Source organism: Kaistella sp. SH40-3 (assembly GCF_030686865.1).
Classification (GTDB): domain Bacteria; phylum Bacteroidota; class Bacteroidia; order Flavobacteriales; family Weeksellaceae; genus Kaistella.
In genome coordinates this window covers 53272-76979 of sequence record NZ_JAQYUS010000009.1, presented here as the reverse complement: position 1 = coordinate 76979, position 23708 = coordinate 53272, and the positions used below count along the sequence as shown (strand labels likewise).

The window sequence follows — 23708 nt, the reverse complement described above, 5'->3', positions numbered from 1 at the left end:
TGATTAAATATTTGAGGAATTGTTTTTGGCATTAGGGTTATCAATCTATAAAAATTCTAAAATTTCAAACTATGATGAGTGTAATCCTTACTGCCACCGGAACGTTGTTTTTCTTCCTACTGGCCAAATCTATTAACTTTTTTGATAAAATTTAAAACCTATGTGGCTCTTATTTATCCTTTCTCTCGCAGCATTTGGGTACATCTGCTATGTCTTAATCAAACCCGAAAAATTTTAAACAAATAAAAAATGAATATAGAATTACTGGGACTCGTCCTGATGTTCGTAGTCACCTTGGTTTTGGGAATTCCCCTCGGGAAGTATATCGCCAAAGTTTATGGACACGAAAAAACGTTTTTGGATTTTATTTTTGATCCAATAGAAAAATTATTCTTCCGGCTTTCCGGCATCAATCCGCTAATGGGTTGGACCTGGAAACAAAATATGATGGCACTGCTTGCTATTAATTTTGTTTGGTTTTTAATGGGAATGTTCATCCTCATGAATCAAAGTTGGTTACCGCTCAATCCGGATAATAATCCAGGACAAAGCGCGGATTTAGCCTTTAATACCACGATTTCCTTTTTAGTGAACTGTAATCTTCAGCATTATTCTGGGGAATCTGGGGTGAGTTATTTCGGTCAATTGTATCTAATGTTTCTTCAGTTTACTACCGCTGCAACCGGTATGGCTGCAGTAGCGCATGTTTTCGTGGCTTTCAAAGAAAAAACAACAGAGCATTTAGGAAACTTTTTCGATTTTTTCGTGAGATCGGTAACCAGAATTCTCATTCCACTTTCTGTAATCGTCGGTACTATTTTGTTGATTAATGGCACACCGATGACCTTTAACGGAAAAGATCAGATCACCAATTTGGAGGGCAATACTGTAGAAGTTTCCACAGGTCCTGTGGCGGCTTTTGTTCCTATCAAACATTTAGGAACCAATGGTGGTGGGTTTTTCGGAACTAATGGTGCGCATCCTTTAGAAAACACCAACTATGTCACCAATTTCACCGAAATGGTAGCGCAAATGTTGATTCCATTCGCTTTGGTTTTCGCCTTCGGATTTTTTATTAAACGAAGAAAGCTAAGTTGGACCATTTTTGCCGTTATGTCCATTGGATTTTTATCCTTAATGGCGATGAATGTCGCTTTTGAAAATGCTGGAAATCCTGCTTTACAGGAAATGGGCGCCAATATTTCACTCGGAAATATGGAAGGCAAAGAGGTCAGAATTGGTTCTTCAGCATCTGCTTATTGGAGCATTGCAACCACTGTAATTTCTACCGGTTCTGTCAATTCCATGCACGATAGTTATATGCCGCTTTCCGGTATGAATATGCTGCTCGCCATGATGATCAACAGTTTTTATGGTGGAGTGGGTGTTGGAATTTTGAATTACCTCGTCTTCATTATTCTGGCCGTATTTATTTCTGGTTTAATGGTTGGAAGAACACCTGAGTTTTTAGGTAAAAAAATCGAAGCAAAAGAAATGAAGATCGCCATGATGATCGCGCTTTTGCATCCACTTTTAATTTTGGCAGGAACTGCTTTAACGGCTTACCAACCCGAATTTGGAACGGCGACTTTAAATAATCCTTCGTTCCACGGATTTAGTGAAATGCTTTATGAATTCACTTCTGCCTCGGCAAATAACGGCTCCGGTTTCGAAGGTTTAGGCGATAACACGCCGTGGTGGAATATTGCAACAGGCGTTGTTTTGTTTTTTGCCAGATTCTTACCGATTGTGGGACCAGTGGCAATCGCAGGCTTGCTCGCTAAGAAAAAATTCATTCCTGAAAGCGCCGGAACTTTAAAAACCGATACCCCAACTTTTGGACTGATGACTTTGGGCGTTATTTTACTGATCGCGGCTTTGGCTTTCTTCCCTGCTTTAACATTAGGACCGATCGCAGAATATCTGACCTCGATCTCCAAATAATATTTGACAATTAAAAAATGAATACAAAAAATACACAAAATCTTTTTCAAAAGGATTTAGTTAATGAAGCGCTGAAGCAATCTTTTATCAAGTTGGATCCGCGCGTGATGATCAAAAATCCCATTATGTTTTTGGTGGAAGTGGGAACCGTCGTGATGTTCGTGGTTTCACTTTGGACCCTAATGGGAGAAAAAAGTCAAGGAAGTTTCGCTTACAATTTTACCATATTTATTACGCTTTTTCTCACGGTCTTATTTGCCAATTTCGCCGAAGCCATAGCCGAAGCGCGTGGAAAAGCACAAGCCGATACTTTAAGAAAAACGAGAGAAGAAACTCCGGCAAAATTAATTCTGGAAAACAAACGCGGTTTCGAAGTAGAAACCGTACAGAAAATGTCTGCGCAAATGCAGTTGGGAGATATTTTCCTTTGCGTTGCTGGTGATCAAATCCCAATGGATGGCGAAATTATCGAAGGTTTAGCGACCATTGATGAAAGTGCGATCACGGGTGAAAGTGCGCCGGTAATCCGTGAAGCAGGTGGCGATAAATCCTCGGTTACAGGTGGAACAAAAGTTCTTTCCGACCGGATTAAAGTAAAAGTTAATACCAAACCGGGCGAAAGTTTCCTCGACAAAATGATTGCTTTAGTAGAAGGTGCAAGCCGCCAAAAAACACCGAACGAAATCGCGTTAACGATCTTATTGGCTGGATTTACTTTGGTCTTCATCATCGTCACGGTAACCTTGAAACCGTTTGCGGATTACAGCAATACACCCATCACGATTGCGGCATTTATTTCCCTTTTTGTGTGTTTGATTCCAACAACCATTGGTGGATTGCTTTCAGCCATCGGAATTGCGGGAATGGATCGCGCATTGCGCGCCAACGTCATTACCAAATCAGGTAAAGCCGTAGAAACTGCGGGTGATATTGATGTTTTGCTTTTAGATAAAACCGGCACCATCACCATTGGAAATAGGAAAGCCACCGAGTTTTATCCTGCCCCAAATGTCTCGATGGATGATTTCATCAAAGCGGCGGCCTTGAGTTCTTTGGCCGATGAAACGCCGGAAGGAAAATCGATCCTGGAACTGGCAGCATTGGCGCCGGAAAATCTGATCGTTGAAAATGCATCTTTTATTGAATTCACAGCCGAAACGAGAAGTTCTGGAATTGACTTTAATGGAACCAGAATTAGAAAAGGCGCTTTCGATTCCATCAAACAAATGACAGAAAAAGCCGGAAATGCTTTCCCAGAGGAAACTGCAGAATCCGTGAGAATGATCTCTGGTAATGGCGGAACTCCGTTGGTTGTTTTGAGAAATGACATCGTGCTCGGCGTTATTGAATTGCAGGATATCATCAAAACTGGCATGGCAGAACGTTTTCAGCGCTTGCGAAAAATGGGCGTGAAAACCGTAATGGTTACAGGAGATAATCCTTTAACCGCGAAATTTATCGCCGAAAAAGCCGGAGTTGATGATTTCATCGCTGAAGCCAAACCGGAAGATAAAATGAACTACATCAAACGCGAACAGGAAAGCGGAAAATTGGTCGCCATGATGGGTGACGGAACGAATGATGCGCCGGCTCTAGCACAGGCAGATGTGGGTGTGGCGATGAATAGTGGAACGCAGGCGGCAAAAGAAGCCGGAAACATGGTCGATCTGGATAATGATCCTACCAAACTCATCGAGATTGTAGAAATCGGTAAACAGCTTTTAATGACGCGCGGAACCTTAACTACTTTTTCAATTGCGAATGATGTTGCGAAATATTTCGCCATTATTCCCGCACTCTTTATCACCTTTATTCCTGCACTGCAAGCTTTAAATATCATGAATTTGCACAGTCCGGAATCGGCAATTTTGTCTGCGGTTATCTTTAATGCAGTCATTATTCCTTTCTTGATTCCACTTGCTTTAAAAGGTGTTGAATACAAACCGATCGGTGCGAGTGCTTTATTGCGCAGAAACCTTTTGATCTATGGTTTGGGAGGAATCTTAGTTCCTTTTATCGGGATCAAATTGATCGATATGGTCGTAACGCTCTTTATGTAATCAGTACAATTTTAATTTTAAAAAAATGAAAAAATATATCAGACCTGCTTTAGTATTAACTTTAGGAATGGTCGCCGTCATCGGAGTTTACACATTTGCTGTTTTCGGAATCGGAAAGCTCACACCGGATCATGGTTTGGGAGAACAAATAAAAGTGAATGGTAAGAGACAATACGCCAATGTTGGTCAGCAATTTACGCTTCCACAATATTTTCACGGGCGACCGTCGGCGGTCGATTATAATGCTGCAGGAAGTGGCGGAAGCAACAAAGGTCCGAACAATCCGGAATATTTAACGGAGGTTCAGAAGAGAATAGACACTTTATTAATCCAGAATCCGACCATGACGGAAGTTAAAATTCCCGTGGATTTAATTACTGCAAGTGGAAGTGGGTTGGATCCCAATATTTCTGTTCCGGCAGCCGAGTTTCAAATCGATCGGGTCGCAAAAGCGCGAAATATTTCTACCGCAAAAGTGAAGAACTTGATTGCACAAAACGCTGCAGAGGAGAACATTGTTTTCTTTGCACCGCAAAAAGTGAATGTTTTGAAACTCAATGCTTCTTTAGAAAATCTTAAATAAAAACAATTTTAATACGTAGAGAAAAAAAATAGATAATAGATAAAAGACGAACAATGAGTTGCATAATTAACAGAATAATTTAATCATTAGATTTCAAAAATTGAATCTGCTTTAATATTTCCTGTTAAAATCTAAGGTCTAATATCTAAATTCTAATATCTAGAAAATCAACAATGAAAAAAATAATTTTATCAGTATCAATCGTAACTTTCGGAATGATCGCTGCTCAGGAAGTAACTGAAACCGAAACTTCGAAAGTAACTTTCTCAGGTTATGCAGAAATCTTTTACACCTACGATTTCAATCAGCCCAACAATCATATTCGGCAACCTTTTTTGTACACGTATAATCGTCACAATGAATTCAATTTGAATTTAGGTTTAGTGAAAGCGAATTATACGACCGAAAATATACGCGCCAACCTGGCTTTGATGGCGGGAACTTATCCACAGGATAACATGTCTGCAGAACAGGATCTATTGAAAATTATCAATGAAGTCAACATTGGTTTCAAGATTTCGAAAACAAAAAATATCTGGATCGACGCTGGAATTATGCCGTCTCACATAGGCTGGGAAAGTGCCATCGGTAAAGATAATTTGACTTTGACGAGAAGTATCGCAGCAGAAAACTCTCCTTATTTCGAAACGGGTGCAAAAATTTCTTACACTTCAGATAATGGAAAGCTTTTCCTTAGCGGCTTGGTTTTAAACGGATGGCAAAGAATTGCCCGACCAGAAGGTAATCAAACTTTGGCTTTTGGACATCAGATCACGTATAAATTCTCGGATGATTTCAGTTTAAACAGCAGTTCTTTTATCGGAAATGATAAACCTACAGACGAAAAGAAAATGCGTTATTTCCATGATTTATACGCTAGTTTTAATCTTGGAGAAAAGTGGTCCGGAATTGCTGGTTTTGACGCTGGAGCTGAACAAAATGCGAAAGGAAGTGAGAAGTATAATTTATGGTATTCACCCAATTTATTGTTGAGGTATGCCATTAATGACCAAACAAAAATCGGCGGAAGAGTAGAGTATTTCAACGATGAAAAAGGCGTGATCATTGGAACCTCAACACCAAATGGATTTCAGACTTTCGGATATTCTTTGAATGTGGACCATGAAATTCATAAAAATATTTTGTGGCGAACCGAAGCCAGAGGTTTTTCTTCAAAAGATGAAATTTTTATGAAAGATAATCTGGCGGAAAAAACCAACTTCTTCCTCACCACAAGTCTTTCAGCCTGGTTTTGAAACTGAAAAAGTTAAACCTTAAAAATAACAAATCAACCATGTCTTCAGCCGAACATTTCCTAGACCTCATTCAGCGATCCAAACGCGGCAAATTCAAGATTTATATCGGAATGAGCGCCGGTGTGGGCAAAACGTATCGAATGTTGCAGGAAGCCCACAGCCTGCTGAGACATGGTATTGATATAAAAATCGGGTACATCGAACCGCATCTTCGCGTAGAAACCATTGCGTTGGTGGAGGGAATTCCCGCTATTCCCAGGAAATCTATTTTCTACAAAGGGAAATACCTCGAGGAAATGGATGTTCAGGCGATCATCAATGATCATCCCGATATTGTGTTGGTTGATGAATTGGCACACACCAATGTGGAAGGAAGCGCCAATAAAAAAAGATGGCAGGATGTTCTGGAAATTCTGGAAGCCGGAATCAATGTGATCAGTGCCGTCAATATTCAACACATCGAAAGTCTGAATGAAAGTGTTAAGAATATCATCGGAATCGAAGTATCTGAACGGATTCCCGATAAAATTCTGGCACTCGCCGATGAAGTGGTCAATATTGATTTAACGGCAGACGAATTGATTGCCCGGGTAAAAGAAGGCAAAATTTATCCGCAGGACAAAATTGATATTTCGCTGAAGAATTTTTTTAAAAGTGACCACATTCTGCAATTGCGCGAATTGGCTCTGAAAGAAGTGGCCACACATGTCGAGAAAAAAGTAGAAACAGAAGTCACCAAGTCGATTAATATTCGGTCTGAAAAATTTCTTGCCTGCATCAGCAGCAACGAGAAAACAGCAAAAGCGGTGATTCGTAAAACCGCCAGATTAGCGAGTTATTACAACAGTCGGTGGACGGTTTTATATGTGCAGATTCCCAAGGAAAATGCAGATAAAATTGCGCTGGACAAACAAAGATATCTGATCAATAATTTAAACTTCGCTCGGGAAATGGGCGCACAGGTGATCCAGGTAAATGCCTCTAATATCGCCGAAGCAATTTTGGAGTATGTGCAGCAGAATCATATTACGACAGTCTGCGTTGGGAAACCGCATCTTAATTTTTTCCAACAGGTCTTTAGATTGAACTGGTTTCATAACTTTGTGAATAATATGACGAATGAAAAAGTAGATATTATCATCTTGTCTTAAAAGCAAATATTTTCGATTCTATATACTTTTAAAAAAAATATTTCATCGATTTAAAATGAAAATTAAAACGAAACTAACCCTCGGCGTGGGACTTTTATTTCTGATGATTGTAATGTTATCAGTGATCAGCGCGATCTACATTCATCAACAGAAATCAGACACCGAGAAGATTCTTACGGCCAATTACAATTCTTTGGAATATTCGAAAAATATGATGTTGGCTTTGGATCGAATCTCTTTAGACAGTACTCAAAATTATGTATTTAAGAAAAACCTGGCGTTAGAAAGTAAAAATATTACTGAAAATGGCGAAAAGGAATCTTATCAGAGTTTGGTTATCCATTTTGAAAACTTTTTAAAATCAAGAAATCCCGAAAATGAAAAGTTGATCCGAAATGATCTGATAGAAATCATGCGTTTGAATATGAACGCCATCGTACAGAAAAGCGACACGGCTATAGCAACTTCGCAAACCGCCACAACTTGGGTGATTTCTCTGGGTACGATCTGTTTTATTATCGCCTTTACCTTGCTGTTCAATTTGCCCGATACGATTGCGCGCCCGATTAAGGAATTAACGGAAAGTATCAAGCAGATCGCGAATAAAAATTATCACGAACGCATCCATTTTGAAGGAAGCGCAGAATTTGAAGATCTGGCGAATTCCTTTAATTCCATGGCCGAAAAGTTGGAGGAATATCAAAGCAGCAGTGTATCAAAACAGTTGATGGATAAAAAGCGTGTGGAAATGCTTATTGCCAATATGCATGATCCGGTGATTGGTTTGGATGAGAAAAATCAGATCAACTTTATTAATGAAGAAGCGTTGAAAATATCGGGTTTAGTGCGTGAAGATTTAGTGGGAAAAACTGCTGCGGAGATCGCAGTAAATAATGATCTATTGCGGGAATTACTTCGCAACGCTTCCCTGGAAGAAAAATCAGAGGTGCCAATGAAAATTTTTGCCGACCAAAAAGAAAGTTATTTCGAACCGGAAATCATACCGATCAGCATTATTCCAACGGGTGAAACGGAGAAAAAAGATGCCGGAAAAGTAATTCTCTTACGGAATATTACAGCCTATAAAGAACTGGATTTTGCCAAGACTAATTTTATTGCTACGGTTTCTCATGAATTGAAAACACCGATTTCCTCTTTGAAAATGGGAACGCAACTCCTTAAAAATGAAAAGTTTGGAATACTTAATGACCAGCAAAAGGAACTTTTGAAAAGCATCGAAGAAGATGGTGACCGATTATTAAATATTACAGGAGAATTGTTGAATTTGTCGCAGGCTGAAAGCGGAAATATCCGCTTAAATATTCAGAATTGCGGCGTGTCTGAGCTGATCAAGAAAGCGGTTTCCAATAATCTGATTGTTGCAGAAAATAAAGAAATCCAAATCGAAACTGATATTAACACGGAAGAAAATTCTACCATTAAAGCCGATTTCGATAAAACGGTTTGGGTGCTCAATAATTTTCTCACCAATGCAATCAAACATTCGGAGACTGGAACAAAGATTATCATTAAAACTGAACATATTTCAGATAAAATTAAATTTTCGGTGCAGGATTTTGGGAAAGGAATTAATTCAAAATACCATTCTAAAGTTTTCGACCGATATTTTCAGGTTCCGGAAGATTTTCAGAATGGAACCGGTTTGGGCTTAGCCATCAGTAAAAACTTTATTGAGAAACAGGGTGGCGAAATTGGGATAGAAAGTTCGGAGAATGAAGGAAGTATTTTTTACTTTAAATTTAGTCAAGTACATTAAAATAAATAACAAAAGATGAAACACCATAAAAACTCCGCGTGCAACATTTTAGAAGGCTATTTCTTTATAAATACCTATCAAATCTAAAGGATATTTAAAGATGATCATGGTAACATCTATCAATTTTCAATAGTCTCCGTTTTAGTTAAGTGATTGATTTGATGATATTTAGGTTTGTCAAGGTGTACAATATGAATGTTTAAAAATATTGTATTTTTACAGAACTCAGTATTGATGGTACTTACAGGAGACGAAAATCGGGTGGAAATGTAAGTGAAAAGATGTTGCAGCATGTTAGCGCTGTACTACTTTTGTACACCTTGACCCTTGTAAATCACCATAGATAGAGGGTTCTTTAGATTCTGTATTGGAAAGTAAAAGTTAAAAGAAAATAGTTTGTATTTGTAATACTTACAATAATTTCATTCGTAAACAAAGACTTTAAAGGTGTTTTAAGAAACACCAAGGTTGGCAGTAAAAAATGTCTCCAAAGTCAGGAGACTTTGGAGATCTGGTCAAATTTCTTTATAAAGATTTATTAATGGTGTCTTACGCCTTTTTGATGGTGCTGAACTTTTTGAACGGGTGCCGTATAATTAACCAGGGTACTATCATTAAGGGCAGCGTTTCCGTGATCCGTAATAAAATTACCCTTTGTCTTTTCTTGATGAAGTTCCTGATTAGGTGACTTATTTTCAGTTTTACGATAGGTACTTCTATCTAAAGCATCTTGCTGTTCTTTGTTTTTTCTGTTCCTTAAAACAGTTAGTGCAAGCACTCCTGCGGCAGTTGCTGTGAAGCCAGCGGCGATTTTTACTAGTGTGTTCATATGCTGTAATTTAGGTTGTAAGACACAAAATACTTGCCAACAAGTTCAGGATGGGAAACTAAATCCAAAGATTTATTAAAGTTTGCTATGATCCAGTTTTTGGACGGGAAAGGTTTAATATTGCGTGGGAAGACGGCAGTGTTGTTGGTGAGTTTTTTAGTGGGCTTTAGAGATTTACCATTTGAGATCTATCATCGGATAATCATTCTGTACGTAAACATCACGGATTGCAAATCCGCGCCATCGGGGTCTCCTTTAAAACGGTAATTTAAGAGGACCATACCGAAGAGAGAATTTAATGAAACTGTAGATAGTAAATAGTTGTAGTTCTTTTAATGATGAGTCTATTTTTTTTATAGGGCCGGAGGAACTTAATTGAGGTTATGAATTTTATGTGACAAACATTTTAGATTGCGTTCGATATAACTTTGAACATACGCTGAACCATCGTTCCTCACCTTTATTTTTCCAAAACTAATTCCCGATAAGCTTCACTGAGAATTCCCACCGCTTCTTCCATTTCCTGCACATTAAGATGTGCAAAACCTAATCTTAAAGCGGTGACGGTTCGGTTTTGGTACAGACAGATCATGGGAATAAAAAGTCCTTTTTCTTTGCTTTTCTTTTGCAATTCACTTAAGGAAATCTTTTCTTTAAACTGAATCCAAAAGGCCAAACCTGAACTTGGAATCGTAAAAGAAACATGATCTTTAAGAATGTTGTTGAGCAATTGCGCAAAAAAGTCTTTCCGCTCAGAAATTACTTTTGTGGCTTTCCTTTGATACCGGTGAATATCCCCTTGATGAATGAGTTCGCCCAACGCTTTTTCCATCATGGCATCGGGTTTACCAAAGATATTGAGGTATTTTGCGCCTTCTCCCAAAAGGTCTTTGGGCCCAATCAAAAAATTCATTTGAAATCCTGGATCCAGGAATTTTCCGAAAGAACCAATGTAGATTACCCGGTTTCCACCTTTTTTACGAAGCAATATTTCTTTTTTGTTTCTGACCAGTGAAAATTCGAAATCCGTATCATCTTCAATCACGATGAACTGATATTCTTCTGCCATTGCCAGCAGTTGGGTTTTTCTCTTTTCAGATAACGCCACGGTCGTAGGATATTGGCATTTCGTATTGATATAGACCGCTCGAATCTCACCTTCTTTGAAGTGATTTCGAATATAATTGATATCCATTCCTTCTTCATCAATCGGGATCGTTTTTAATTGAGCTCCAGCCTGACTGTAAATCATATTGGGTAAAAAATAACTGAGTTCTTCCACCAAAATAACATCCCCTTCATTAATGATCAATCGGGCTAAAATAGAGTGAACTTTCTCCAAACTGGCGACAGGCAAAAAGAAATCCCGTGAAATATGAAAACCTCTCGTCAAATTGAGATAGTAACTCAGCTGATCCCTGAAAAATAAACTGCCATCATTCATATTGGTTCCAGGTCCTGAATGTTTCTTGCGCCGAACTACGGAAGTGTAGAAACGAACCAGTTCCTCAGGTTTTATAAGTCGGTAATCTGGCGTACCATCTGTAAAATAGAGTTGTTCCTTATTTTTTTCTAAAGGCGTATCTAAAATAAATTCTTTTCTAAAATCAAAGGGAGCTTTTTCCGGCGGATGTTGAAATGTTTTTGTTTGGAAAGTTGTACTTAAAGAACTTTCCGGGTTTTTTACAAAAGTGCCCACATTTGGAATTGTTTCTACCCAGCCTTGATCCTGTAATTCTGTCAAAGCCGCAATTACTGTTTTTCGATGTACTTGCAGATTCTCAGCGATGATCCGGCTGCCGGGAAGTTGATCATTGTTTTCTAAAAGGTTGCTTTTTACAGCATTAATAAACTGATAAACAATCTGCAAATACACCGCATCTTTTTTACGACGGTCTATTTTAACAAAAGATTGAAAAGGTATTATTACCGGACTACTCATTATTTACATTTCGGACTACCAAAATTACTCTTTTTATTCAAACCTTTGCAGCCCACAAATTAATAATACGGTTTAGAATAATAATTATGAAAAAAGCAATACTCAGTTTAGGACTCCTTTCCACGATGTCGACCTTTGCCCAACAAACAAAATATGATTCGGATTCTTTGATTAAAAGTAAGGATGTAGAAGAAGTCATCATTCAGGGAAACCGTTTACAAATTCCTTTCAATGAAGCCACTCGCGATATTCAGGTGATTATGCAAAAGCAAATTCAAGCACTTCCTGCAAAATCGCTGAACGAGGTTTTATCCTACATCAGCGGTGTAGATATTCGACAGCGAGGTCCTTTTGGAACGCAAACTGATATTTCGATTGATGGTGGTACGTCTGAGCAAACCTTAGTTTTGATTAATGGGGTGAAAATGATTGATGCGCAATCCGCGCACAACATGATGAATCTTCCAGTTCCTTTGAGTGCAATTGACCATATTGAAGTGATTCGTGGTGCTGCAGCAAGAATTTATGGAATTAATGCGTTGACAGGCGCAGTCAATATTGTGACTAAAAAAGGGAAACAATCTTCCATCACTGCAACTGTTCAGGCGGGAAGTTCTTTTCAGTCAAAAGATGAAGGCGATGGTTCGGGAATTTATGGTGGTCTGTCTGCAGAAGTGAGTGGTGTTTACGGAACTGAAAATCAAAGTCAATTATTTTCAATCGCACAGAGCGATTACAACGGACAACGGTATAATTCAGCGGCAAAAAATACCCGACTTTTCTACGCAGGAAACTATGATTTCAATACGAACAACAGTATTCAGGCGATGGCGGGTTATGCCAGAAATCATTTCGGTGCTAACGGTTTTTACGCTGCGCCGGGAGATATTAATTCCGAAGAACATACCGATTCTTCTGTATTCAGTCTTTCCTCCAAACACACTTTTGGTAATTTTACGATTTCGCCAAGAATCAGTGATCGCTATGGTGAAGATGATTACCGATACTTTAAAGATGATTTAAGTAAAGGCCGTTCGGTTCATTACACCAACGCTTTGATGTTGGAATTGAACAGCAGTCTTCGAACAACGCTTGGAACTTTCGGATTTGGTGTCGAGTCCAGATTGGAGAAAATCAACAGTTCCAATATTGGGCAATATGAACGCGATAATCACGGGATGTATGCAGAATTAAAAACCAGTTTGGGACAAAAAATACGAGGAACCATCGGCATCTATGGAAACTATAATACTGATTTTGGCTATCAGGTATATCCAGGAATTGATGTTGCTTATCTTTTAACTGATTACTGGAAAATATCCACCAGTATTGGTTCTGGGCAACGGATTCCTTCTTTTTCTGATTTATATCTGAATCAGCGACCAGGAAATGTGGGTAATGAATTGCTTCAACCCGAAAACGCCTGGAATTATGAAGGAAATGTACAGTATAGTAAAGATAATCTTCAATTTAAAACCGGTTATTTTTACCGCAGTATTAATGATTTTATCGATTGGGTAAGAGAAAACCCTTCTGAACCTTATTCACCTAGGAATTTGGGACAGAACAAAATGCAGGGGTTTTATGGAAGGCTGCAACAGGATTTTAAACTTTCGGAGAAACAAACTATTGGTTATGATTTGAGTTATAATTATTTGAAACCTTCTTTCGAGGGATCTTCTGAAATGCAATCCAAATACATCTTGGAATCTTTGAAACATCAGTTCGTTGCTGGGATTCATTATCAAATCAATGACTTTTCGGTGCAGATAAAGGACAGATGGTTGAAGCGGGAATTGGGCGATTCTTATAACATTGCTGATGTTCGCCTCAATTATAAAATCCAGGATTTCGATTTATACACGGAAGTTACAAATCTTTTTAATGCATCGTACAATGAGGCTGGAGCAGTTCCCATGCCACCGCGATGGTTTTCATTAGGAGTTAGATTTCAATGGAATCAGCATTAAATCAATTTTTAAACTAATAATATTGCGTTCGCAGATTTAAAAATGCAAGAAAGAACGCTCTGGGAGTTTCCAAAACTTTTTTTACTGAATTAAAAACGTAAAATATGAACCATCCCCAAAATGCATTAGAGTGGAAGCTGTTTCTTTGTACAAAAAACCGGTGATGAATCTTCTTTTTGAGACAGCTATCGTGCATCGACAATATCACAATCCAAATAAAGTTCAAAACTCTACTTTAGTTTCCATCAAAACTGGTGGTTGCAAGGAAGATTGAAGCACAGATTAAAAGAAAATGAATTCATTAGTAAGGATATGGTCTATTGATCAAAAAAAGGGTTGTACTAGAAGTACAACCCTTTTTTTGAATTTTAGGAATCTGTTTTAATGTATAGATGTTGCATATGAGATTTAGTGATGCTGCTAATTTTAGGTGATGACTAATCAAAATCATTACAAGAAATAGATTTATCTTTGTAATGATTAGAATGGAATTGCACCATAGGTTTTTAACTTGTTAATTAAAAGTAGTGATTACTGGAAAATAATTGAATTAATCTAAAAACCACTTATTGCGGTTTTTAAGCAACAAAAATCTATCTTTAATTTTAATCTATTATTTTCAAAAATTATATTGATGAATAGAAGATCACCTCAAATTTTTACATGAAGAATAACGACCTCAAATACGATTATATCATTGCTGGCTCTGGGTGTGCTGGGTTAAGTTTACTTTACCGATTGCTAATTAATCCAGTTTTTCAATCTAAAAAAATCCTGGTGATTGATCGCGTCCAGAAAAATGAAAACGATCGAACCTGGTGTTTTTGGGAAGAGGGGAAAGGTCTTTTTGAATCGGTAGTTACACACGAATGGAAATCTTTAATTTTTAAGAATGAAGACTTTACCCGCCAATTTGATCTGGAAAACTATCGCTATAAAATGATACAGGGAAAAGACTTTTATGATTTTGTCCTTTCGCATGCAGCCAGTTTTGAAAATGTAACCTTTAAAAATGAAAATATAAAAGGGATTACTTCAGATTCTATTGAGGCGAGCGTAGAAACGGAGGAGAATATTTACAGATCTCAATATCTATTCAATTCAACTTCTTTATTTAATCCGAATATTACCGAAGAAAATTCATTGCTTCAACATTTTACAGGGTGGGTCATTAAAACGAAAGAAGCCACTTTCGATTCAAAGGTTGGAACCTTAATGGACTTTACTTTAGATCAAAAACATGGCGCAACATTCATGTATGTTTTACCAACAAGCCCCACGGAAGCGTTGGTAGAATATACCTTATTCAGTAAAAGTGTTTTGCCCAAAGAAGAATATCAGTCCGCCTTGACGGATTATATTAAAGATAATCTTCAAATCTCGGATTACGAAATTACGCATATCGAATTTGGAATCATCCCAATGTCACTGGCCAAGTTTGAGCGGAAGAGCGATGCTTTTAATCGCCTCATCAATATTGGAACTGCGGGCGGTTACACGAAAGCGAGTAGTGGGTATACTTTTCAGTTTGTGCAGAAAAATACGGCGCAGATCGTTAAAAATTTATTGGAACAAAAAAATCCGAACCCCGAAAAATCATTTGATGATAAGCGGTTTGAGTGGTATGACCGTACTTTGCTGGAAGTTATTTTGTCTGGAAAAATGGAAGGAAAAGAAATTTTTTCATTGATGTTTTCAAAACGCTCACCTGAAGCGATTTTAAAATTTCTGGGGAATGAAAGTACGATTTGGGATGATCTGAAAATAGTGACCGCGCTACCCATCGCCCCTTTTATGAAGGCTGGATTGAAGCAGTTGTAAGAATTGTAATATTACTTTTCAGCACTATCAAAAATCCCATTAATTCATTATTCTATAAGAAAATTTTATCTTTTAATTTTCCTTTGGTTATCGGTCTTTGCTTATAGTCAGAAATTTCAGTTTGCTGTTTATTAACCAAATATATTGACGCGTTTAACTCGGTAAAAGAGTTGTAAACAATAATTTATAAAGCCTTCAGAACATACTATTCTGTAGGCTTTTTTAAGTTTGAATATTAATACCCCTAATATTTCTAACGAAAAGAGGAAGATTCAAGACTAAAATTGTATATTTTTGATTAGTTGAATAAATTTATTATCGAAATCATTTAAAATATGAAAAACTTCTTAATTATTCTCACTGCGGTATTTACATTTTCTACATGTACTGCTCAAAATAAAAAAGCGCCTGAAATCACCGGTTTAGACACTTCCATAAAACCTGGAGATAACTTTTTTATGTATGTCAACAAGAAATGGTATGATGCGACTCCTATCCCTGCAACACAGGCCGGAGTGGGTGCCTATATGTTTATGAATTTTCCTCAAAGGATTCGGCTGCAGGGAATTTTGGAAAGCGTTTCGAAAGGTCAGTTCCCTGCCGGAAGTGTTGAGCAAAAGGTGGGCGATTTTTATGCTGCCGGAATGGACACGATTACCATTGAAAAACGTGGTTACGAACCGATCAAGCGAACTCTTTCCCGAATTGAATCCATCCGTGATGTCAAGTCTTTAATGTCTTTTGTAGCGGAGGGAATTAAAGTGGGTAATGGGTCAATCATGTCTTTTGGAGTGGGACCTGATGATAAAAACAGCAGCATGAATATTGCGCACAGTTATCAAACAGGAATTGGTTTACCTGATCGCGATTATTATTTCAAAACAGATCCTTCAACCGTTGCCATACAAAATGCCTACAAAACTTATCTTTCTACTTTGTTTCAATTGACAGGCACCAATGCGGCCACTTCTAAAAAAGATGCTGAACTTGTTTATCATATTGATCAACAAATTGCCGCTTCTCATAAAACAAGGGTTGAACGTCGGGATGTTCATGCGAATTACAATATGATGGCCGTTGCGGAGCTGGAGAAAAAAGAACCCAATATTGGGTGGACTGTTTTTCTAAAAAATCTGGGTGTTCAAATTGATTCCATTGATGTTGCTCAACCTGCCTACTACGAAAAACTAAATGGTCTCTTAAAATCTGTTCCTCTTCAAAACTGGAAATTGTATCTCAAAGCCAATACCATTGCAAACTACGCGGGTGATTTAAGTAAACCTTTTGTGAATGCTGAGTTTAATTTTAATAAAGTACTTTCGGGTCAGGCCGTACAAAAAACACGGGGCGAAATCATCGCCAGCGCAGTAGATAATCATTTAGGGGAAGCGCTGGGACAATTGTATGTAAAGAAATACTTTCCGGAAGCGGCAAAGAAACGCATGGCGGTTTTAGTCGATAATGTACAGAAGGCTTATGCAGCAAGGATCGATCAACTGGAATGGATGAGTGACAGTACGAAACTAAAAGCCAAAGAAAAGTTGTCTGCCATTACAAAGAAAATAGGATATCCTGATCAATGGAAGGATTACAGCAAGGTCAATATTTCAAGAAACACTTATTTTGAGAATCTGATTTCTGCCTCTTCTGCTGCGTATGAACTTGAAATTGCAAAACTGGGCAAACCCGTGGATAAGTCGGAATGGTTTACAACGGTTCCGACCGTTACGGCTTATAACAATCCGTCCGCAAATGAAATCGTTTTTCCCGCCGGAATTTTACAAGCTCCTTATTTTGATAACGACGCCGATGATGCTTTGAACTATGGTGGTGTTGGAATGGTCATCGGTCACGAACTGACACATACTTTTGATGATCAGGGCGCACAATATGACAAAGAAGGGAATGTGAGAAACTGGTGGACCAAAGATGATTATGTGCAATTCAAATCAAGAATACAGCAAGTCATTGATCTGTACAGCACCTTTACGGTCTTAGATAATTTACCCATTAATGGTGCCATGACGGTTGGGGAAAATACGGCTGATATTGCCGGAATCGCTGTGGCTTATGACGCTTTCAAAATGACTAAAGAAGGGCAGAGTTCCACAAAAATTGATGGACTGACCCCGGATCAAAGATTCTTCATTTCAGTCGCTAAAATCTGGAGGGTAAAGATGAAAGAGGAATTCCTTCGTTTATGGATCAATAATAATCCTCATTCACCGCCGCTTTGGCGGGTCAATGGTCCTTTGATGAACAGTACTCCTTTTTATGAGGCGTTTGACGTAAAAGAGGGCAATAAAATGTTCCTGCCAGAAAAAGACCGCATAACAATTTGGTAATTTAGGTTCAGATAAAGTATTGTCTGCAGGAAGTTTGTGAGTTTCTATACAATCTGCGCAATACCGGACAGATCATTTACCAGAACCAGATCAAAAACAAAAAGGAAGTTTCGTCAGAAGCTTCCTTTTTGTTGAATAATTGAGCACGTTTGCTTGATTGCTGATCAGCGCTTATGGTTTTGAGGTCAGGACGTGGTTTGTGATTTCGGAACAAAGAATTCGTATCATTTATCTTCGATTTTAGATCGTAGTAATTATATTAAATCAATCATTAATTCTCTTTTACAGCACTTACAAATGCTTCCGAACCGCCTACAATGGGCAAAATCAAATTTGTTCCATCCAGATAAATTGTTAATTCCGTTCCCGGTTCTGGGTGCAAAGTGAATTCTTTATCACTCGAAAATATCAGTAATCCTATTTGTTGTCCTTTTTTGATGATTTGATCATCCGGTTGTAAATCGAAAGACACTTGGTAGAATTTTCCTGGTATTAAAGGTTCGCCTTTTCTTATGGAAGCATGGTTTTGTGGATCCGCCCAACCGCGCGTAATAATATTGTCTGTTATTTTTGTGGCTCTTCCTTCATTCCAGGGCAGTGAAACCAACCAGACCGATAAGTTTGCAGCAGGTTTATTGCTTGCTAATTTAATGGTGATTTTGGGCACTCCCGAAAGATGAACGTCGGTTAAAAGTTTTGGGCTGACATATAGTAAACGGTGATTTGTGTTTTCTGCTTTGGCTAAACATGCCCCCTCAAATGAATAGTTATCAACCAGGGTTTCCTGACCTTGATGGGAAGATTTGGTGGTTATTAAACCTCCAGTTTTTGGTGCACCTTTCGTTAAATAAAAGGAGACCGGTTTTGCGTCAGGGTTCGGATAATCTTTGTAAGGCGTTGGATTATTTAGATCATCATTCTCCCGGACGATAAAGGCTTTATTCTCTTCTTTTTCGATTCCATTATCAATCCCAAATAGATAATGGGAGAACCATTTGTTCATCATTTCAAGGGGTGGCTGTCCGCCGTGACCGTTTTGGTGGTAGTAAATGGCGGTTTCTAAGCCCATTTCTTTGGCTTTCTTATAAATACGGTAACTGTGCTCCGGCATCACATTCCAGTCGTTAAAACCATGCGCCATTAACATCGCTGCTTTCATCTTTCCCATTTGATTTAAATAATCACGTCCTGCCCAAAAATCGTTGTAATCTCCTGTGATTCGATCCATGCCATTTTTCATTTCGGTATCCCGAATTTTAGCATTGCTGTAGGCGCGTTTCGATTCGTCACCACTGTGAATAAAATCATACAGAACATCAACGTCTTCTCCTAAATAACCGCCAGGTGAACGCACTAATCCGTTGGATCGATAGTAATGATAGTAAGAAGTATTGGGCGCGATGGGAATGATCACTTCTAACCCTTTTACGCCAGTGGTGGCTGCGGCAAGTGGAATTGTTCCATTGTAAGAAGTTCCGGTCATGCCGACTTTTCCAGTCGTCCAGTAGGCTTTTACTTTTTCATTTCCATCGGGAGTGGTATATCCGTTTGCTCTTCCGTTGAGCCAGTCAATGACGGCTTTGGGAGCTAGAGATTCATTCTCGCCGCCAACAGTAGGGGAACCTTGAGACAATCCTGTACCGGGAGAACAACTATGAACTACAATAAAACCTCGCGGAACCCAGGTTGCCGTCTGTGAGTTGGAAATAATTGGTCGCGTACCTGTTCGTACAACTTCAGCGTGAACGCGTTCTTTTCCTGCTACTCCTAATTCATGATTCACGTTCCAAAAACCACCTTCTACATCAGGTGCAACACCAGAATAGTAAGGACTCGATTCATAAATCACGGGAAGTTTTAATCCTTCCGTTTCGGTTTGATAAGGTCGGGTTACCGCGACATACATGCGGTCTTTTTTACCATCGCCGTCCGTATCAAAATTAATTTCAACCCAAAGATCAGTTCTGATCCATTTGTCAGCATCTTTGAATTCGGGAACAATTTGCGCTTGTCCATTTTCAAAAACAGGCAGGGCTTTTTTAACGGTTTGCGCATCGACAAAATGGAATGCAGCGAGCATGAATAAAAGGAAACTTGACTGGAGGAATTTTTTCATGGTATTTTTGGTCATTTAAATTTTTTAAATTTGGCAGTGTTCTGCTGATTACTACCGGTGTGCAGTGAGGCAGTTTTTAATTAAGGCTAAAGATATCATTTCTTCCGAAAAGGCAAAATTGATTAGAGGAGAAAATATTTTTCGGTTTAAAGTTACCCTAGTGTAAATAAAATACAAAAGCCTCCAGCATTAAATATTCTGAAGGCTTTTTATTGAAGTTTTAAACTGTTTTAGTTTATTCTGTCGTGCGAATCGGTGCTGATAAACATTTCATTTCTTTCTTCCGATACGATGTCTAAGAAGCGGTCGTAATGTTTTAAGACATCGGAAATTAATTCATTTTTGGTGAAATACTGCACGTCGTAACCTTCCCGCGTATCCCCAAAATAGGACTTGGGATAGAAGGCGCCTTTTTCCTGAACTTCCGGAAAATTTTCTTCCGACACCAAAAAGCCAGATACTTTTTTTGAGGTCGTTTCTACGCCATAAACGAAATTATTAATCAGGTCATATTTGATTTCTATTTCGATCTTTTTAGGATTAGAATGGTGATTGATGTTTGCCGAAATCCCATTTTCTGCAAATTCCGCTTGAAGTTCGGTAAAGGCTTCTTTTACAACCGTATCGATAAAATGATTAATGGATTGGCGGTCTTTGGTCGCCACAATTTGTTTTAATCGGTCTTTCCATAATTTACCGGACCACGGAACGGTTGCTTTTGAAAAGGTACGGTCATAATAGGCTTGGTCAATGGTGAGTGCTTTAATTAAACTCACAATAAATAAAATTAAAATAATAGAAAACGGCAGGGCGGTAATGAGCGTCATGCTTTGAAGGGCTTTTAAACCACCGGCATTAAGAAGAAGCAAAGATAATCCGGCCAGTAAAATCCCCCACAAAACGGTTTGCCATTTCGGAGATTTTAAAGCGTTTTTGGTGGCGATATTGTTCATTACAAAAATACCTGAATCTGCAGAGGTCACAAAAAAGATGATGACAATGAGGATGGTCATAAAACTGGCGATGGTAGAAAAAGGGAGATATTCTAAAAACCGAAACATCAAAGCATCAGGATTTCCAGCCACGGCACTGAGTGCGCCATGTCCAATATATTCATCAAACCAAATGGCACTGTTTCCAAAAACGGTCATCCAGATAAAATTGAATAAAGAAGGGAGCAGCAATACGGCGACAATAAATTCGCTGATTGTTCTTCCTTTCGATATTTTTGCGATGAATAAACCAACGTAAGGAGACCAGGAAATCCACCACGCCCAATAGAGAATGGTCCAGTCATAAAACCACGGCAATTGTTCTTCATCATAAACGTGGGTGGCAAAAGTGAGATTGAAAAAGTTGCTGATGTAATTTCCCAGCCCTTCGGTAAAACTGCCGATTAAATAAACGGTAGGTCCCATGATGAGAACAAATAACAGCAAGGCAACGACCATGGTTACATTGATGTTGCTTAATATTTTGATTCCTTTATCAACCCCTGTCAGTGCTGAAATTACAGCCAATGAAACCAATACGCCCACGATGAGGATTTGATATACAAAACTGGTATCCGGAACAATATTTAAATGCTGTAATCCCGAATTAATCTGAACGACTCCAAAACCCAAAGTAGTTGTAATTCCAAAAAAGGTACTGCACAATGCAAATAGATCAATGGCATTTCCCCAACTTCCATCAGTCCTGTTTTTTAATAAGGGATAAAAGCAACTTCTTAATGACAGGGGAAGTTTAAGTCGGTACGTGAAATAGGAAAGTGATAATCCTACGAGTCCATAAATGGCCCAGGCATGAATTCCCCAATGAAAAAAACTGTAGAGTTGGGCGTTTTTTGCCTTATCAACATATTCCTGAACGCCGAAAACTTCCGACGTATAATGTTGCATGGGTTCAGCGACACCAAAATACATCAATCCAATTCCCATTCCCGCGGAAAATAACATGGCAACCCAGGAGAAAAAAGAATGTTCAGGACGGCTGTCATTATCACCCAAGCGAATTTTTCCGTATTTGCTGAACAATAAATAAATCAGGAAAATTACAAAACACGTAACAGACCAAACATACACCCAATTCAGGTTGACGAAAATAAAGTTTTTAACCGTATTCAAGATTTGATCAGCCATTGCCGGATAGAGGATCGAAACCACAGAAACCAGCAATATAAATAGAATACTGGGGATAAATATTCCTTTGTTAAGAGTAGATTTAAACATATCAAGTAGTTTGTTTTTATTTGAAGGTACTTCTTTCAAAAAAATAAAATACCTCTTCTAATTTTGTTAAAAGCATTATAGAATCTTATAAGCAGACCATAGAAATGGCAGAAGCATTTTTTTAAAATACGAATGATTCCTAAAAAATGTTTAACTAATGTACTAAAAATTATTTTTGCAGCATTAAATATTGGTCGTTCTGACCCCTATTTTCTGTCAGTTAAATGCTTTTTGAGCGTAATAGAGTAGAACCACAAATAAGGTTTATCCTCATTTAATTCCATTTAATTAAGCGAAATTTTATCAAAAAGAAAAATAAGTAGTGGGTCAAAATACTGTGTTTAATTTTAAGTTGATGATTAACAGATTGTTAATCTCTAGTGTTTCGTAAAAAAGATGATTATTTCAGTTTTACGGGCAAAAGTTTCCTAAAGTCGCTAAAAGGGCAAGGTCTGTGCTATTGTGGAAAACTTTTACTGCTAAAGTATTGTCTTTTAACAGTTTGTCACAAAAACTCTCTTCTTTTATCAGTATCTTTATATTTAAATGTATTGCAAAAAGTTTAAAAATAGCAATCAAACTAGTTTTAAAGTTCTTAAAATAAGAGACTTATAAAATTAGTAAGGATTTTAGGTTCAAAAGCCATGCGTACAACATGTAGAATTAGTGCATTCAACTATGAACGAACGGAATAAAAAAGAAAACCGACCCTCCTTTAGAAAAAAACCGGAGCAAAAGTCCACTGGCAGACAAGCCGTCGAAAAAAAGTTTTATGACAATGCCGATATGATGCAGTTGTTTAATGTGACTTCCAGAACGTTGCAGCGTTGGCGTGCCGAGGGCATTGTTCCTTACAAAAAGTTGGGTGGCAAAATTTACTATCTCGCTCATAAAGTAGATGATTTAATGGAAGATGATGAGCAGAGTAGCGATTAAAGCAGAGTTTTAAAAAAAATAAAGACCGCAGGAACAGTTGATTCCAGCGATCTTTTTCAGTGGTGACTGTTTGTTATTTCCTACTGTACCACCACCATACCCAGATAAAGCGAGTTGCACGCCGCATCCTGTTCCATCGTCTGTAAAAAGGCGTACACATGCACCGTTTTACCCGCCCACAATTCCGGCAGTACCACCGAAGCGGTTCCTGCCATCCGTGTTTAGGGGCCTTCCTGGATTTCAAAGTCACCCGATTCCTCCTCATAAACCGCTGTACAGAAAATGTCTGTGGCTTTGGCGAGCATCTGGTTGCTGTTGTCGGTCCAGGTGAAGTTGAGGGTTTGTGCTGCAGCCTCTGTTACGGCAAGGTTCTGAAAGCCGGTGAGCAAACCTTTCGTTATGATGACTTTTTCCATCCGCAGGACCGCCTGATCATTCACGTAATCCACTACCTCACGCAGCAGGTAACTTGCGGCGAGATTCACCCTCGATTTCACACCCGCATTTTCGCCATACAGGCGGCTTTGCATGGAGCGCAAAGAGTTTTGAAATTTAATCGCCAGGGCAAACTTTGCCCGCTGCATGAGTTGCAGGGGAGTCGGTTTACCTCCTGACGATTTTGGACGGCTTCTGATGACATCCATTCCGCGCCAATTGGCGCCTACTACCGTTCCTACGGTTCCGCTGAATCCTCCCAGGATTCCTTTTTTAATTGTTCCCATTTTTAAAGAAATTAAATTATTAAAG

General features: G+C 38.5%; 17 protein-coding genes. 11 read left to right on the top strand and 6 right to left on the bottom strand.

All coding sequences use genetic code 11. The features are described 5' to 3' along the window. Nucleotides 1–160 precede the first annotated feature (160 nt). The 7 genes from PUH65_RS14945 (at nucleotide 161) to PUH65_RS13320 (ending at nucleotide 8771) form a co-directional block, all read left to right on the top strand. Nucleotides 161–238 (top strand): potassium-transporting ATPase subunit F, encoded by a 78-nt coding sequence (locus PUH65_RS14945; RefSeq protein WP_370692046.1) that lies wholly within the window; start codon nucleotides 161–163, stop codon nucleotides 236–238. 11 nt (nucleotides 239–249) lie between these two features. After that, complete coding sequence (gene kdpA / locus PUH65_RS13345) at nucleotides 250–1944, top strand: potassium-transporting ATPase subunit KdpA (RefSeq protein ID WP_305520581.1); 1695 nt, start codon at nucleotides 250–252, stop codon at nucleotides 1942–1944. Nucleotides 1945–1961: 17 nt separating this feature from the next. Continuing rightward, a complete protein-coding gene (kdpB, locus tag PUH65_RS13340; RefSeq protein ID WP_305520582.1) occupies nucleotides 1962–4004 on the top strand; it encodes a potassium-transporting ATPase subunit KdpB in 2043 nt (680 codons plus the stop codon). A gap of 25 nt (nucleotides 4005–4029) precedes the next feature. After that, nucleotides 4030–4587: a potassium-transporting ATPase subunit C gene (locus PUH65_RS13335; RefSeq protein ID WP_305520583.1), complete on the top strand. Its 558-nt coding sequence runs from the start codon at nucleotides 4030–4032 to the stop codon at nucleotides 4585–4587. A 173-nt stretch (nucleotides 4588–4760) separates the two neighbouring features. Next, nucleotides 4761–5843: a porin gene (locus PUH65_RS13330; RefSeq protein ID WP_305520584.1), complete on the top strand. Its 1083-nt coding sequence runs from the start codon at nucleotides 4761–4763 to the stop codon at nucleotides 5841–5843. A gap of 38 nt (nucleotides 5844–5881) precedes the next feature. Continuing rightward, on the top strand, nucleotides 5882–6994 hold the full coding sequence (locus tag PUH65_RS13325; RefSeq protein ID WP_305520585.1) for a sensor protein KdpD: 1113 nt from the start codon (nucleotides 5882–5884) through the stop codon (nucleotides 6992–6994). Between the two features lie 55 nt (nucleotides 6995–7049). Next, nucleotides 7050–8771, top strand: a complete 1722-nt coding sequence (locus tag PUH65_RS13320) for an ATP-binding protein (RefSeq protein WP_305520586.1) — start codon at nucleotides 7050–7052, stop codon at nucleotides 8769–8771. A gap of 538 nt (nucleotides 8772–9309) precedes the next feature. Here the strand turns inward: PUH65_RS13320 and PUH65_RS13315 are convergent. Both PUH65_RS13315 and PUH65_RS13310 read right to left on the bottom strand, forming a co-directional pair. Continuing rightward, complete coding sequence (locus PUH65_RS13315; protein WP_305520587.1) at nucleotides 9310–9600, bottom strand: hypothetical protein; 291 nt, start codon at nucleotides 9598–9600, stop codon at nucleotides 9310–9312. Between the two features lie 460 nt (nucleotides 9601–10060). Beyond that, entirely contained in the window at nucleotides 10061–11542 is a 1482-nt protein-coding gene (locus PUH65_RS13310; RefSeq protein ID WP_305520588.1) for a PLP-dependent aminotransferase family protein, read from the bottom strand. Between the two features lie 86 nt (nucleotides 11543–11628). Here PUH65_RS13310 and PUH65_RS13305 point away from each other — a divergent pair, with 86 nt between their 5' ends. The 3 genes from PUH65_RS13305 (at nucleotide 11629) to PUH65_RS13290 (ending at nucleotide 17678) form a co-directional block, all read left to right on the top strand. After that, a complete protein-coding gene (locus PUH65_RS13305) occupies nucleotides 11629–13512 on the top strand; it encodes a TonB-dependent siderophore receptor (protein ID WP_305520589.1) in 1884 nt (627 codons plus the stop codon). A gap of 663 nt (nucleotides 13513–14175) precedes the next feature. Continuing rightward, on the top strand, nucleotides 14176–15333 hold the full coding sequence (locus tag PUH65_RS13295; protein ID WP_305520590.1) for a lycopene cyclase family protein: 1158 nt from the start codon (nucleotides 14176–14178) through the stop codon (nucleotides 15331–15333). A 335-nt stretch (nucleotides 15334–15668) separates the two neighbouring features. Then, the gene (locus tag PUH65_RS13290) at nucleotides 15669–17678 is read left to right on the top strand and encodes a M13 family metallopeptidase (RefSeq protein WP_305520591.1); all 2010 of its coding nucleotides are present in this window, start codon (nucleotides 15669–15671) and stop codon (nucleotides 17676–17678) included. A 271-nt stretch (nucleotides 17679–17949) separates the two neighbouring features. Here the strand turns inward: PUH65_RS13290 and PUH65_RS13285 are convergent, their stop codons facing one another. Next, the gene (locus tag PUH65_RS13285) at nucleotides 17950–19794 is read right to left on the bottom strand and encodes a Xaa-Pro dipeptidyl-peptidase (RefSeq protein WP_305520592.1); all 1845 of its coding nucleotides are present in this window, start codon (nucleotides 19792–19794) and stop codon (nucleotides 17950–17952) included. Nucleotides 19795–20024: 230 nt separating this feature from the next. Next, nucleotides 20025–22025: a BCCT family transporter gene (locus PUH65_RS13280; protein ID WP_305520593.1), complete on the bottom strand. Its 2001-nt coding sequence runs from the start codon at nucleotides 22023–22025 to the stop codon at nucleotides 20025–20027. A gap of 678 nt (nucleotides 22026–22703) precedes the next feature. Here PUH65_RS13280 and PUH65_RS13275 point away from each other — a divergent pair. Next, nucleotides 22704–22961 carry a helix-turn-helix domain-containing protein gene (locus tag PUH65_RS13275; RefSeq protein ID WP_305520594.1) on the top strand — a complete coding sequence of 86 codons (258 nt, stop codon included), beginning with the start codon at nucleotides 22704–22706 and terminating at the stop codon, nucleotides 22959–22961. A gap of 80 nt (nucleotides 22962–23041) precedes the next feature. Here PUH65_RS13275 and PUH65_RS13270 read toward each other — a convergent pair whose 3' ends face one another. Together PUH65_RS13270 and PUH65_RS13265 are read right to left on the bottom strand one after the other, a co-directional pair. Continuing rightward, nucleotides 23042–23176 carry a hypothetical protein gene (locus PUH65_RS13270; RefSeq protein ID WP_305520595.1) on the bottom strand — a complete coding sequence of 45 codons (135 nt, stop codon included), beginning with the start codon at nucleotides 23174–23176 and terminating at the stop codon, nucleotides 23042–23044. 6 nt (nucleotides 23177–23182) lie between these two features. Then, the gene (locus PUH65_RS13265; RefSeq protein WP_305520596.1) at nucleotides 23183–23683 is read right to left on the bottom strand and encodes a DUF6266 family protein; all 501 of its coding nucleotides are present in this window, start codon (nucleotides 23681–23683) and stop codon (nucleotides 23183–23185) included. Nucleotides 23684–23708 lie beyond the last annotated feature (25 nt).

What these genes read in the sequence shown, in the direction of transcription:
- PUH65_RS14945 (WP_370692046.1), top strand. Translation starts at nt 161, where the DNA reads ATGTGGCTCTTATTTATCCTTTCTCTCGCAGCATTTGGGTACATCTGC.
- kdpA (WP_305520581.1), top strand. Translation starts at nt 250, where the DNA reads ATGAATATAGAATTACTGGGACTCGTCCTGATGTTCGTAGTCACCTTG.
- kdpB (WP_305520582.1), top strand. Translation starts at nt 1,962, where the DNA reads ATGAATACAAAAAATACACAAAATCTTTTTCAAAAGGATTTAGTTAAT.
- PUH65_RS13335 (WP_305520583.1), top strand. Translation starts at nt 4,030, where the DNA reads ATGAAAAAATATATCAGACCTGCTTTAGTATTAACTTTAGGAATGGTC.
- PUH65_RS13330 (WP_305520584.1), top strand. Translation starts at nt 4,761, where the DNA reads ATGAAAAAAATAATTTTATCAGTATCAATCGTAACTTTCGGAATGATC.
- PUH65_RS13325 (WP_305520585.1), top strand. Translation starts at nt 5,882, where the DNA reads ATGTCTTCAGCCGAACATTTCCTAGACCTCATTCAGCGATCCAAACGC.
- PUH65_RS13320 (WP_305520586.1), top strand. Translation starts at nt 7,050, where the DNA reads ATGAAAATTAAAACGAAACTAACCCTCGGCGTGGGACTTTTATTTCTG.
- PUH65_RS13315 (WP_305520587.1), bottom strand. Translation starts at nt 9,600, where the DNA reads ATGAACACACTAGTAAAAATCGCCGCTGGCTTCACAGCAACTGCCGCA.
- PUH65_RS13310 (WP_305520588.1), bottom strand. Translation starts at nt 11,542, where the DNA reads ATGAGTAGTCCGGTAATAATACCTTTTCAATCTTTTGTTAAAATAGAC.
- PUH65_RS13305 (WP_305520589.1), top strand. Translation starts at nt 11,629, where the DNA reads ATGAAAAAAGCAATACTCAGTTTAGGACTCCTTTCCACGATGTCGACC.
- PUH65_RS13295 (WP_305520590.1), top strand. Translation starts at nt 14,176, where the DNA reads ATGAAGAATAACGACCTCAAATACGATTATATCATTGCTGGCTCTGGG.
- PUH65_RS13290 (WP_305520591.1), top strand. Translation starts at nt 15,669, where the DNA reads ATGAAAAACTTCTTAATTATTCTCACTGCGGTATTTACATTTTCTACA.
- PUH65_RS13285 (WP_305520592.1), bottom strand. Translation starts at nt 19,794, where the DNA reads ATGAAAAAATTCCTCCAGTCAAGTTTCCTTTTATTCATGCTCGCTGCA.
- PUH65_RS13280 (WP_305520593.1), bottom strand. Translation starts at nt 22,025, where the DNA reads ATGTTTAAATCTACTCTTAACAAAGGAATATTTATCCCCAGTATTCTA.
- PUH65_RS13275 (WP_305520594.1), top strand. Translation starts at nt 22,704, where the DNA reads ATGAACGAACGGAATAAAAAAGAAAACCGACCCTCCTTTAGAAAAAAA.
- PUH65_RS13270 (WP_305520595.1), bottom strand. Translation starts at nt 23,176, where the DNA reads ATGGCAGGAACCGCTTCGGTGGTACTGCCGGAATTGTGGGCGGGTAAA.
- PUH65_RS13265 (WP_305520596.1), bottom strand. Translation starts at nt 23,683, where the DNA reads ATGGGAACAATTAAAAAAGGAATCCTGGGAGGATTCAGCGGAACCGTA.